Source organism: Pseudomonas sp. PS01299 (assembly GCF_029960145.1).
Taxonomy (GTDB): domain Bacteria; phylum Pseudomonadota; class Gammaproteobacteria; order Pseudomonadales; family Pseudomonadaceae; genus Aquipseudomonas; species Aquipseudomonas putida_A.
Window position 1 is genome coordinate 19789 of record NZ_JASCPO010000053.1, and the last position, 12898, is coordinate 32686.

11 protein-coding genes are annotated in these 12898 nt (G+C 56.6%); 7 read left to right on the forward strand and 4 right to left on the reverse strand.

The genetic code is table 11. The annotated features are described in order from the left end of the window. Positions 1 to 11 precede the first annotated feature (11 nt). The 5 genes from QMX91_RS12190 (at position 12) to QMX91_RS12210 (ending at position 5927) form a co-directional block, all read left to right on the forward strand. Positions 12 to 1271: a hypothetical protein gene (locus QMX91_RS12190; protein ID WP_042561208.1), complete on the forward strand. Its 1260-nt coding sequence runs from the start codon at positions 12 to 14 to the stop codon at positions 1269 to 1271. Between the two features lie 22 nt (positions 1272 to 1293). Further along, positions 1294 to 2151 (forward strand): SH3 domain-containing protein, encoded by an 858-nt coding sequence (locus tag QMX91_RS12195; RefSeq protein WP_033896491.1) that lies wholly within the window; start codon positions 1294 to 1296, stop codon positions 2149 to 2151. A gap of 9 nt (positions 2152 to 2160) precedes the next feature. After that, a complete protein-coding gene (locus QMX91_RS12200) occupies positions 2161 to 4143 on the forward strand; it encodes a hypothetical protein (RefSeq protein ID WP_047338250.1) in 1983 nt (660 codons plus the stop codon). Between the two features lie 11 nt (positions 4144 to 4154). Beyond that, entirely contained in the window at positions 4155 to 5366 is a 1212-nt protein-coding gene (locus tag QMX91_RS12205) for a hypothetical protein (RefSeq protein WP_033896493.1), read from the forward strand. 84 nt (positions 5367 to 5450) lie between these two features. Then, positions 5451 to 5927 (forward strand): hypothetical protein, encoded by a 477-nt coding sequence (locus tag QMX91_RS12210; RefSeq protein ID WP_282412762.1) that lies wholly within the window; start codon positions 5451 to 5453, stop codon positions 5925 to 5927. 564 nt (positions 5928 to 6491) lie between these two features. Here the strand turns inward: QMX91_RS12210 and QMX91_RS12215 are convergent. Both QMX91_RS12215 and QMX91_RS12220 read right to left on the reverse strand, forming a co-directional pair. Continuing rightward, a complete protein-coding gene (locus tag QMX91_RS12215) occupies positions 6492 to 7034 on the reverse strand; it encodes a DUF1523 family protein (RefSeq protein ID WP_033896496.1) in 543 nt (180 codons plus the stop codon). A gap of 198 nt (positions 7035 to 7232) precedes the next feature. Continuing rightward, entirely contained in the window at positions 7233 to 8402 is a 1170-nt protein-coding gene (locus QMX91_RS12220; protein ID WP_282412763.1) for a lysozyme inhibitor LprI family protein, read from the reverse strand. A 237-nt stretch (positions 8403 to 8639) separates the two neighbouring features. Here QMX91_RS12220 and QMX91_RS12225 point away from each other — a divergent pair, with 237 nt between their 5' ends. Next, the gene (locus tag QMX91_RS12225; protein ID WP_017849609.1) at positions 8640 to 9188 is read left to right on the forward strand and encodes an antitoxin Xre/MbcA/ParS toxin-binding domain-containing protein; all 549 of its coding nucleotides are present in this window, start codon (positions 8640 to 8642) and stop codon (positions 9186 to 9188) included. 814 nt (positions 9189 to 10002) lie between these two features. On the opposite strand, the gene QMX91_RS12230 is transcribed toward QMX91_RS12225, so the two are convergent. Beyond that, positions 10003 to 11082, reverse strand: a complete 1080-nt coding sequence (locus QMX91_RS12230; protein ID WP_282412764.1) for an endonuclease/exonuclease/phosphatase family protein — start codon at positions 11080 to 11082, stop codon at positions 10003 to 10005. Positions 11083 to 11156: 74 nt separating this feature from the next. Next, entirely contained in the window at positions 11157 to 11831 is a 675-nt protein-coding gene (locus QMX91_RS12235; RefSeq protein WP_225136404.1) for a YciC family protein, read from the reverse strand. A gap of 178 nt (positions 11832 to 12009) precedes the next feature. Here QMX91_RS12235 and QMX91_RS12240 point away from each other — a divergent pair, with 178 nt between their 5' ends. Then, the gene (locus QMX91_RS12240; protein WP_098965755.1) at positions 12010 to 12768 is read left to right on the forward strand and encodes a DUF2076 domain-containing protein; all 759 of its coding nucleotides are present in this window, start codon (positions 12010 to 12012) and stop codon (positions 12766 to 12768) included. Positions 12769 to 12898 lie beyond the last annotated feature (130 nt).

The window sequence follows — 12898 nt, forward strand, 5'->3', positions numbered from 1 at the left end:
GGACCCGTTGGATGCTAATCGCACTTGTTGTTTTGAACGCCCTTTATTTGATCTGCAGTCTGCTGTTCAACGCCGAGCTGCTCAACTTCGCTGGCGCTGATATCCCCCTCCGAAAACTCGAAGTCCTTGAGACGTATAGCCAGATCCTGGCGGCTACGAGCATGTGCTTGCTGGTATGGCGAATCTGCTATCGACGTTACCAAGGCAAGGGGAGGGTGCTGTGGGTTTGGCTCGCAGCATCGACACTTGTTGTCACTCCGTTGACTTGGTGGTTTCAGGGGGCCGCTCCGGATTGGATCGCCGAGCAATTCCCCGGCTCGCTACGGGTTAGCAGCCTCTACGCATACGTCACCAAAAAGGGGTTGCTTTACGACTCCCTGACTATTCCGCAGATACCCTACAAGGCCTACAAGGACCAGGGAGAGGGCAAGGCTTTCATAGCAAACCTCGGCGTTCTGATGAGTGTTCAAGGCTCCTACGTCGAGCGCATCGACAAGAACTTCCAAGGCTTTTCAGCTGCAGTTTTTCGTGGCTACACCGTCCGTAATGGAGACGCGTTATACGAGCGGCTGCAAGAAACTGTCGTGCCCTCCATCAGTGACATCAGCAGGGCGTATGCACAGCTCGAAGGTTTTCGTGCAGGGGGAATTCCGGGGAGTGAGTGGCGACCGATCAAGTGGCCGAATGCTGGGGCAGATCTGGGGTACCAGCCGACCATTGACGAGTATGCCCGGTCAATCAATCCCGGTGTGCGGACACGAGATGCGCTGGCCAACACCACCGAGGTTCGCCACATGGCGAAAACCAAGCTCGGTCCTCTCTATGTGAAGGGCATGAACCTTCTGGCTACGCGAGAGCAGTACCAGGCTTATCTGCCTGGCATTGCCGACAACATGGCCTATGACGTCGCTCACACCGACATCCACGGCGCTGAGGGTTTGAACGTCCTCAAGAATATGTGGTTTATCCCCTTCTCCCTTCTTAGCGGGTTGTTCTTCGGCGGCATCAGTCTTGTGGTCTTGATCATCTCGGGTATTGAGGCGCTTCGAAGCCTCCCCGGGCGAATTCGCTTCGTTCGACCGGTCGCCGTGATTTCGATCGTTATGCTGCCTCTCGTTGTTGGCAACGCAATTGTCGATAGCCCCGGTTATAGAGATGCGTTCAGGAGCTTGGGCAAACAGCCAGTTGTGCTTGCCACCGTTTTCCATTGGGCCATGTCCTCAGAAGCAATGCTTTACAACATCACAAGGCCTCTGCTGAAAGCAGAGTGACCTACACAAAGGGAGAGTCACCGTGCGTAAAAAGTTTCTCGTTTCAGTACTGGCATTGGCCATCGCAGCATCAACCTCTGGCTGCGCTGAGTTGGGCATCAACAAGCAACAGGCTGGTACCGCAGTGGGTGTCGTCGCTGGCGCTGTCATCGGGCAGTTCATCGGGAAAGGCAACGGACGGATCGTGGCAACCCTGGTCGGCGGTGCACTGGGCGGTTACATCGGTAACAAAATCGGTGCAAAACTCGATGAGCAGGATCAGCAGGCCCTGGCGCAACGCACGCAAGATGCTTTGAACGCCTCGCCGAGCGGGTCCAGTTTGCCTGTGTCCTGGACATCGGCGCATTCCGGCGCTTCGGCGGAGATCGTTCAGGGCCAAGAGTTCACCCAAACCAAAACGGTTGAAGTGAAACGTGCACCTAAGATCGTTGCCGTCCCTTCGATGAAACTCATTAACGAGCAGTACGTCACCAAAAGCAGTTCGAACGTCCGCGCCGCGCCTGAAAAAGGCGCAGACAAAGTGGGTGGTTTGAAACCCGGCACCGAGTTCACTGCCGTTGGTTCGACAGGCGACTGGATTCTTGTCGGCCGCAAGGGTGTCACTGTCGGCTACGTTCACAAAGATTTGGTTGAACCAAAATCAGTAGCCGTTGCGAAGAGTGTGAAGCCCGCGGCCAACCTGGACGAGATGAACGTCGCTGCCGACAAGGAAACAAAGGCCTTCGATCTGGATTCGATCCCGACGTTGCCAACTCAGCAGGTCGCTGCTGAAACGTCTTGCCGGCCGGTGACCGTGAGCCTCAAAGCGGCCGACGGAAACACTGAGCAGGAGAAGAACACCTTCTGCAAACAAGCCAACGGCACCTGGGAACTCATCTAAGGGATCTTCATGAAAAACCGCGCACTCGCTCTCGTTGTAGTGGGTGCTTGCGGCATCGCGCCGCAAGCCTGGGCTCACCAGCTCGCCTACTCGAAGACAGAACAGATCCAGGTGAACGTTGATGGTGAGGCGACCACCTGGTGCAAACCAGAAGTGGCCATCACCATGCAGCGCCCAACGTGGGATGACCAGAAGCCGCTGAACACGCTTCTATCGAAGCTCCCGTATATTCTCGGACAGGAATGCCCGACGGCCAAGGTCACCTGGAAAGCAGTCGACGCAAAGGGGGCGGTTTACGCCACCGGTGCGGGCAATGCGACCAATCTGGGCCTGGCCACGCTGACTTCACCGCCTGCCGCTCCGGCCGCTGCCGCGCCCGCTGTTTCGGTAGCCCCCGTGGCTTCTCCTCCTACGCCACCAGCAGCTGGGGCGGCTGCGTCTGTACTACCAGCCGCCGCTGCGCCTACTGAGCCTGCCGTCGCAGCGCCTGTGGCTGCTGCACCGGCCCCAGCGCCTGTAACGGCACCTGTGATACCACAACCAGCACCAGAGGCTTCACCCGCGCCAGTGCAACCGGTGCCGGTGGCTCAAGTACCTGTGACGGTTGCGCCCGTTGCCCCTGTTGCTCCTGTAGCTGCCGTGGCCACAGTACCTGTGGAGGCAGCTCCAGCCGCCGCCCCTAAGCCTGCCGCTCCAGCTGAAGCGCCGGCCGCTGTTGCCGCCGTTCCTACCGGTGACTTCGGCCGCTCATTGGTGCTGGCCAACCAGAACCTGATGGGGATTACCGACGGAAGCGGATGCAAATGGGTTATCAGTAAGTCGGTAACTGATGAGTCCGATCCAAGTCTGTCCTTTGCGTCGACACCCGCCATGCCTTGCTCTGCATCAGGCTATGCCGAGGGGTCCTTTGACAAATTGCGTTGGGCGGTACCGAACACCTATCGCGGTGATACCTGGTCAAAAACAACCGTGCACCCGAGCGGTCTGATGTTCAACCAGGCACTGGTCCCAGCGGTGAAAGGCAAGGCGCTTTCTTTCCTGAATAGCCGGGCAGACCAAGCACTCTTTCAGGTGGGTGAACTGCCTGCGCGTAACATGAAGGTGTATTTGGCCTTTGAGCGCCCCAACTACCGTGTCCTGTCGCCGTTCTCCAGTGATCCGTATTACGTAGTGATCACTGCAGATGAGGCATTTGCTCTTGATGCGGTTGAGTTGAAGCGCGCTGTGGTTGAGGTCTACCAATTGGTGAAGGCAACGTCGCCAACGACCGTCGGCCTGTCGAACCTCTTCTTCGCCAAGAACTTCGAAGCGCTTTACCCCGAGGGATACGCGTCGGAAACCAAAGACAACATTCTCAAAACGCGTATGGGCGAGAACCGTGGTGAGTTTTACTTCGATGCTCGCCAAGGCAATAACTTCGCCCTGCGTCGCGAGGAGATCCGCCTGAGAGAAGTACGTCGCCTGCAGCAGCAAATGGCTGAGCTGCACACACGCGTCTTGGAGCGTTACGAACAACTCAAATCCGGGATGAAGGAATTCGAAGGTCGGGAGGCTGAAGCGCTGGCGCAGATGGCCGGTATCAAAGTCACCTTCCCATCGCCGATCGCAATGCAGGACCCGAGCTCTTCAAAGTCCGCTGTGCCGATGATGATTCACGTCACCGGAAAGAGCGGCGACTTCTACGAGGTCGACTTCCCACGTAAGGGGCGTGTACAGGCTGATGCTGAACTGGAGAGCCAGTGGTACGTGCTGCCGGCGGCAAACATGACACCCTTCCTGCCGCTCGAAGACGGTCGCGCCGTTCCTACGTATCGCGTGTATACCGCTGGCGCGGCTGAGGCCTGCAAGCAAGACCACTGTGCTGACAGAGTGTCATTTGGTGCCGTACTGGCCAAGGAATTTCCTAGCGCCGGGATCGACTTCAACTGGACGCCTGCAGTCTCTCAGCAGCACGTGATTGATTGGCAGCAAGCATCTGCTCAAATTCAGTAAGGCAACCGACTATGAAAACGATGAACAAGAAGCACATCCTCATCGCCGCTGCGGTCGCCGGTATTGCGATTCTTGCGGCTGGTGTGGGGTTATCGAGCTCCGGCAAGAAGCAAGCGCTGCGTCAGTACGATGAGATGAAGGAACAGTACTTCCTCGAGAACGTCCTGAGCGAGGGAGATATCTCCTATTCCTTCTGGTCGGGAAACGTCACCGTTGAAACACCAGAAATCCGCCTGGTTGCAGCAGAGACCAACGGCGCAGATAAATTCCTGAAAGGGATTATGGGGCTGCTCGGTGGAATGGACTCCGGGGCAAAAGAGTCTGCCCTGGTCGAATGGTCACGGTATCTGCTTTCGTCCAGTACTGGTGGCGGTCGTGCCGGTGGCGTTTACTTGAAGGCCGACGCCCTCAAGGTTAGCCGCGAAGGTGATAACAAGAAGGGCGAGATTCATGTCCAATTGTTGGGCATGGACATGAGTACTCCTTACCTGTCGCACAAAGGCACAGATGTGGTCCTGCCTTCGGAAGTAGCGGATGAGATCCAGCCGCGCGCGGAGATGGATCAGTACGGAGGCGTGGTCAAGTCGCCCTACTCGTGGGGTAGCAATATCGTCCAACGTCTGCCGTTCACTGGTGCATTTATCACCGGCGCTACAGGGGAGTTCGGCACCAAAGTTGACTTGGACTTCAAGCTCACGCGCTCCAGCGACGGCGAAGGCTCGGTCGAGTTTGTAGTGGTGCATCGTAATGACGGCAGCGAAGTTGGCCGGATTGTGCGCGAGGCTAAATTTGCGTCCATCCCAGAGCTTGACGATGTCCAGGCGCAACTCAAGAGCGCGCTAAGTGGCTTCATCATGGGGGCTTACAGTACGTCCATGGGCCAGGCCGTAATTGCGGAAGCCGCAGGTGACTTTGCTCGTAAGACCAAGGTGGCCAGCTACTCGCTGACCTACAAGGGCTTCGACCAGTTAAAGGAGTCGTTCGACGAATTCAAGGCCGCTACCAAGCGTGAGGAGTTCACCGGCTTTTGCAATGAAACAGGCCTATCAGGTTATCAGAGTGACTTTGGAGTCAAGGGCAAGGATCACAGCGATTCGGAGTGCGCGATCGCTCAAAAGCTGGCCACCGATGCCAAGTTTGAAGAGTCCTACATTTTCAAGGAAGACAAGTCGTTATTTTCCGGCCTGTTCGTGAGCAAAAGCTTCACGCTTGAGACGAACTGATCACCACATTTCCTAGAGCCTGGAGTGCGGTCCGCCGTACTCCACGGTCACCAAAAAAAATCTCAAGACAAAGGCAGGCATTTCATGACGAACGTTTTCAAATGGGCAATCACGGCGCTCTGCTCGGTGCTGCTGGCCGGTTGCGGTTCAAGCCAGGACAAAGCTGAAGAACTGGTCAAGTTGATGGGCATGGACGTCCAATACAAGATGGTAGTGCAAGTCGCCACGTCGGGTTATGCATCCAAATATCGCGAAGTCGCGCCAGAAAAAATCAAGGCCGTGATCGAGGACAACATTTCCCAGGACCTACTGAAAGACACCCTGGTCCAGGTCTACGCAGATCACTTTGATGCCGACGAACTCGAATTGATGATCGAGGCCAACAAGCATCCGGATCAGGCGATGAAAATTATCATGGGCTCTAAGGACGGCATGAAATTGGCCAAGAAAACCATGGAAGTCCAGGTTGATCTACAGCGTGATATGGCCAAGGCGTTCGAGGATCGTGATGAAGACATCGTGGACGAGTTGGACGACCTTCAGAAAGAAGCTCGCGGCTGATCTGTCATTTGCCTTCTTGTGCCCGAACCACGGTTATCGAGGCGGCAATTACGAACAGTTTCAGGTAGCGTTTGGCAATTAATGGAGGGTGGGATGAGGCTATTTTTGGTAATGCTGCTGGCGCTCAGCGGCTTCGCTCACGCCGGTTGCGGCAGCGCGCTACCTGCTATGTGGAGGCCGGCAATGGCAGTTGTGCGAGTATCCGTGATGATGACAAGCGCAAATACTGCTACGTGAAAGAGGGCAACGGAAGCTGTGCAAGCATCAACAATGACGACTTGCGTAACGCCTGCTACGTCGAAACAGGCAACGGCAGTTGCGCGAGTATCCGCGACGACGACCAGCGATACCTGTGCTACGCCAAGACTGGCAATGGCAGTTGCGGGAGCATCAAAAACGATGACATGCGACGTCAGTGTGAAATGGTAAAGCGCTGACTGGCTTGCTTTAGCCTAGCCGTAACAAGGAATCGCACCTACAAAAAAATGCCAGTCAGGTAACTGACTGGCATTCATTCTGCGGTTAACGAATCTTCCAAGCTGAAAAGGCGGGTGGTTCAACTGTTCAACCCAGTACTTCGCCCCTGGTCTTGCGCTTGAATCGCCGGCGCATGAAAAACACCACAAACAAAATCAGTAGCGTGCCTACGCTGAGGAAGATCGTGTTGAACCAAGGAAACGGCTCTTCGCGACTGTTTGTGGCTTCGATGTCTGTGATGTTTGGGAACACGGACAAGATTTGAATGCGCCAGCCGTAGTAACGGATCAGCGCCAGTTGCTGGGCATCTCGTGAGTAACCCTGAGCCTTTGCCTGAACGTCGGCCGAATCAAACTTGAAGTACCACGGAAAACTCCAGCCGGTGTCGTCGTTTCGGTAAACTTTTACCACTTTCGATGTTGGGTGTTCAGTGTTAATGAAATACACGTCCCGGGTCGGGCCGTCGGCCGGGTTTTCAGCATTGATGACGCCGTCATCGTCCACACGTTTTACCTCAACGCCGGTGATGGCCACCACGTCGTACTGCGGCAAAACATAAAACAGACCCAGTCCCGCACCAGTGATTACGAGCAAGAATGCGCCGACAATCACCCCTTTAATCCACTTCATTTATGTGCTCCATTTTGATCGTCGAATTCTGCCCCAATTTGATCTTGGGTATTCACCTTTGACCGCTGGGGTGCTACTAAACTTGGTTAGCAAATGTGTAGGTGCTGCAGTGATAGTAACGTGGCACAAAAAAAGCCCAGGAAATCTCCCGGGCTACTTGTTTACTAAAGCACGCGATCGCGTTCCGATCGCCCTGGCTTATGCAGGTGCTGTATCAAATTCCAGGCATTCGGAAAGTGAGGTGAACTCAGGTCGCCGGCAGACCCAGGCAGTAAAAGCGGTGTAAGCCACCGACAAGCCTGTGATCAGAGCCATCGTTTGCTTCTTCTCTCGACTGTTTCTAGCAGCAGCACGCGCTTGGGATTCACCTTTGCGTCTGGCACTGTTCGAAAAGAGAGACGCGATCAGCATTCCAATCAACGCGTAGAACACTGTGATGAGAGTGAGCTTGGCAACAATAACTAGGGTGATACTCAGAGCTCCCTGGTTTGTCCGGAAGGTCGCGAATACGGCATATGCAATGGCCAAGATAATCCCGGTACCCAACGCTATCCCTGAGACCAAGCCAGGCATTTCAAGCCAGCGAAGGATCAGAGCCGCAACCGCTCCGATCGCGGGCAGCGCATTCGTGATCGCAGCATCGGTGTAGTCGGTGTAGATCGTGGCAGCCTCTGTGTGGTGTCTCCAGATCGCCAGGCAGGTGATCAAAGATCCTATCAAGAGCGTGTATTTCCATGCCGGGCCTGCCCAGAAGGCCTGCCACATGCGTAGCACTGCTGGTTTCCCAGCTACAGACTGAGCAGGGCGCACTTGCTGTGCCGAAACCACATTGGCTGGGCTCTGAGAGGAGGGCGCCGGTTGCACACTTTGTGATTGTGTTTGAGCCACCTGGTGCGGCTGAGCAGATTGCTGTTTTTGTTGACGGAATTGTTCCTGAGCGATCCGGTACTGCTGATCTCTTTGTGAGTTGGCAAGATCCTCTGCCTGGCGCTGAGCTTCATACTCATCCTTGCGCAGCTTCTCTTCTGCAGCGTATGCCTTACTTTTTTCAACGCGTGAGTAACTATCCAGAAAGGTGACACGAGCTCCCAAGGTTTGATCGAGACACTTCTGGGTGGTGCACTGGTCTCGCACCGATAGCCATTCGCGTTGTGATTGCCGTAGCTCATCCGGGTGTTCCGTTTCAGCGAGGGCTTTTTGATAGGAGCGCGCCAGAATGCTGTCGACGCCACTCAGATAGCCGTCATTACAGATGCTGGATTCCGCAAAATTTGCGGCCTTAGAACAATCAAAGCTTGCTGCTATTGAGTTACAGGCCACTAATGCCAGCGTAAATGCGAGAGCGTTGCGAAACATCATCCGGTTCATCCCTAATTCCGTTATCCAGTGCCCAGCAGGACATAGTGGTTATCGGCCGGGCATGTGAATACGTGAGGAGAACCTGCATGCTCGTGTGGACGCGTCAGTTGAAGTCTTGAGCAGCAACATTTCCTTCCCGGGGAATTTTTGTTGTCAGATGCCGACGTTGACAGGGCTGTACTACCAGCCCATCTTTCCTAGAAGAACGTCACCCGTCGTGGAACATGGCCGGTCAAGAGGCGACCTATGTTGGCTGAATTGCTGCCTAAACCGGTGTACCGTCACTACCGACGTCATCTTGGAGTTTCACTTCAAATTGGCGTAGGGGCATCAGAGCAAGAGAACCACGAGATTATCGCGGCAGGATTCGCAGCCGAGAGATTCAAATTGCTTAGCGAATCTGGCGTGTACGACGCAGTCGCCCTTGAAAAGATTATGCCGGTTGGGACCCTTAACGCCCGATTGGCTCGCCGACAACGCTTAAATCTGGACGAGAGTGATCGGTTGTTCCGACTTGCACATGTGACAGCAATGGCAGAGGCGCTGTTCGGAGACGTCAAAAAAGCCCAGCGCTGGCTGAGCAAGCCTAAGCAACGTTTTGCCAAGGAACAGCCCCTCGCACTGTTATCCACTACCCAGGGCACTCGGATGGTCGAGAAACTGCTGATTCAGGTTTGCCGAGGGGATGGTCTTATAACGGGTGCACTGATCTTTGGTGGCAAGTCGATGAGCCACGCTACATCGGTTTTACAGAAACCAACTCTACAAGGCGGTAATTCTTCCTGGCCGCTTTGATCGCTTCCTGTTCTGCGAGACGCGTACTGAGCGTATCCTCCTCATGGACCATTGTGTGCTTCCTACCCTCAAACTCATTACCGACCCGCAGCGTGACCCTTAACACGGGGGTGAACGCTTTCACCGATCTTCTTTTTCTCCGCAGCCTTCACTGGCTGGATGTTCGAGTTATCCGAAAGATTGTCATGTTCATGTAAGGCATGAGTCTGCGCAAGTGGCTGCACCGCCAAACAGCGCTCGGCGCATATCTGCTTCAGTGAGGTCGTGATTTTTGTATATAGCCTCGGCGTAGGTTTGAACTCGCCGCTAGTGCTTGGCTCGGCCGCAAATTGTCGTAATTCTCATCGGCTTCGGCACTGCCTTTTCAAAGGCACGTTTGCATTCACCCAAATAAAACTGTCAATGTTTGGAGGCGTTAAGAATCTGAGGCCGGATGCCTCTGTCAATCCTCCACTTTTGGCGTTCCTGATGCGTCAATATCAGGCGCAAACATTGACTGTCAATGAGCAGTTCACTGACTCAGTGGTAAAGCCCAATCTTGCTGGCCTACTGCTGTGTCAATGGTTAGAGACGTAGCTGATACGGGTGATTATTGGCCGGATGATCCATTGGTGGCCGAGGCGACCGCGCGGGCCAAGCCGCGCGGCACCTGAAGAGCAAAACATCGCAGCCTGCTACCCCATCACGGTACGACATCAATCTATTGTGGGAGCGGGCTTGCTCGCGAAGGCGGTGCGCCAGGCACGGATGCATCAACTGACACGACGCTTTCGCGAGCAAGCCTGCTCCCACAGGGGGATATCGTGTTAACTGGCTACGGGGCTGCGGGCAGCAGGAACCGCGCAATCACCGGCAAGTGATCGGAAATGCGCAACGTATCGTCCTGGCGCACCCGCGCTTCGACCCGTTTGATCTTCGGGCTGTAGAACAGATAGTCCACGGTGCGATCCGGGCCATTCAGGCCGGGGTCGTTGGGGTAGTGGGTCAGCCAGTGGGCGCGGTCGATGCCGCTGGCTTCGTTATTGGTCGGGATCATCGGGTACTTGTCCCACAACAGATGCAGGGCGCTGTCGATCGAGTAAGGCGTGCGCTGCTCGGCGGGCAGGCGTTGATACTGGCCCAGCGGCAACAGATTGAAGTCGCCGCCGATCAGCCACGGCAGGCCCTGGCTTTCGTACTTGTCGAGTACCTTGGTCACCGCTGTCACCTGCGCCTGCAAGGTCTCGTCCGGTTGGCGGGCGCGATCCAGATGGGTGTTGAACACCGTCAGTTGCCCGCCGTCGCTCAGCGGCAGTTTGGTGGCGAGCAGGGCGTCCTTGGGTTCGAACTGGCGGGAGATGAAATTCGCTGACGGCACCGGCAATTGCAGACGCTCGGCGTGTTCGATGCGATAACGGCTCAGGGTCGCCAGTTGCCGGCCAACGCTGCCGAAGATGTGCGGATCGGGGACAAAATCGGCCTTCCAGTCGAAGGCGTGAGCGCTGCACGGGTAAAGGTCGGTGACCCGTTCCCGCAGCAGCTTGAGCTGATTCTGGTAATCACTGGCCTTGGCGCCGTCATCCAGTTCCTGCAGCAGCACCACGTCGGGTTGTTCGTCGCGGATCACCCGTGCCACTTCGTCGAGACTGAAGGCCATGTCTTCCGGGGACGGCGCTTCATCGGAGCCTTGGGCGAGATCGTTCCAGAACACGTACCGCTTGCCCGCCAGGTACTGCACGTTCCAGGTCATGACTTTCAGCGCTTGCCCGGGCACCAGGGTCGGCGGCGTACCGCTGCAGGTGACGGGCAAGGTTTCTCGCGCATCGGGGCGCCAGGTCAGGCTGTAGATCAGCCCGCCGATCACGGCGATGGCGAGCACAATCAGTAACAGGGTGTAGCGCAGCAGACGGGGCATGGCTCGGCTTATCGCGTTACAAAAGTGATCCCGAGCATACCCGACCGCGGACGCTTGGCCCAAGGGCCGCGAGGTCAGACCGCTCCGTTACGTTTGTCAGGCAATTCGCTGATCAGCATGAACAGGCGGAACAGCACCACACTGGTGAACAGTTGCAGGAAACTGTGCGCGCTGTCGATCATTACCGCGATCAGCGGATTCTGTGGGTCGGGGTACGCCGCCAGGGTCGCGCCCTTGAGCAGCCACAACGGCCCCATCACACACAGAATGCACAGCAGGATCCGCCAGAAATGCCCACGCGTCAGGCGCAGACTTTCCTTCATTGCCTGCAGCGGCCCCATACCGCGCAACACCAGCAGGTATTCAGCGAATGCGAGCATGACCATCAGCATCAGCCCCGGCAGGAAGTACAGCGACAACCCCAGCAGAATCAGCAAGGTATTGAGCGCCGTGAGCAGAGCGAAACGCGGCCACAGGCGCGCGGACATCGCCAGCAGGTCGAGGTTGCGCGGAGCTTCGCCACGGGTGCGAGCATCGAGGAACAGAATCAGCGCGGCGGTGTACAGCGGATACACCAGCAGACCGACGACCACGCTGGCGGCGGAGAAACTGTCCGGGTCGGTGACGTGATCCACCACTTGTTGCAGCGCCGCCTCGAAGATCACCAGCGGCAGGCATAACTGCACGATGCTGGCCAGATGGCGTTTGAAAAAATACAGAGAGTCGCGCAGTACATCGAAGGCATTCATCAGTCGGTATCGCAGGTCGAAAACAGTGGCTCACTTTAACCGATGATGGGCGGGCGGACACAAACGTAAACATTCGGTAAAGGTCGTTGAAACATCCTGTCACTGCCTCCATTACAGAGGTGCGCCATGTCCACCGTGGACACGGGCAACGTTATCCCCGGCAATCTACGAGGTCGCCATGAACAGCGAAGAGCAAACCCTGATCGATGGACTGTTTTCCCGGCTGCAACAGGCCGAAACGGAGGCAGCCCCGCGCGACGCCCAGGCCGAGGCGCGGATCAAGGAACACCTGACCCGCCAGCCGGCGGCAGGTTATTTCATGACCCAGGCGATTCTGGTGCAAGAGGCGGCGATCAAGAGCCTCGACGAACAGAACAAGCAGCTGACCCAGCAAGTCCAGCAATTGCAGGCTGAACTGCAAGCGGCCAAGTCGCAGAGCGCGGCCCCGGCGCCAAGCGGCGGCGGTGGTTTCCTGTCGAGTATCTTCGGTGGCGGCAGCTCGCGTCCGGCGCCGACCCAAAGCGCTCCGGCTTCCACCGGCGGCTGGCGTGAGCCGGCACCGCAGCAGAACTACGCTGCGCCAGCGCCACAACAGAACTATGCCGCACCACCGCCCAACTACGCGCAGCAAGCAGCCCCGGCCGCGGGCAGCAGCTTCCTCGGCGGCGCCCTGAAAACCGCCGCTGGCGTGGCCGGTGGCGTGATGCTGGCGCAGGGCATCAGCAGCCTGTTCCATCACAACCAGCAGCCTGAAGAAATTGTTGAAGTGATCAAGGAAGAGCCGGCGCAAGTGGCTGACCAGAGCGGCAACGATTGGGGCAATGACCAGCGTGTGGCCGATAACGGTTTCTCTGGCAATGACCAGGGCGGATTCACTGATACTGATTACAGCGATGACAACTCGTCGTTCTTCGATGACGACGATTCGTTCGTCTGACGGATCAGTCGCCAGTATCAAACCTGTGGTGAGGGGATTTATCCCCGATGGGCAGCGCAGCGGCCCCGAAAATGGGACTGCTGCGCACTCCATCGGGGATAAATCCCCTCACCACAGTCCACCATCCGTC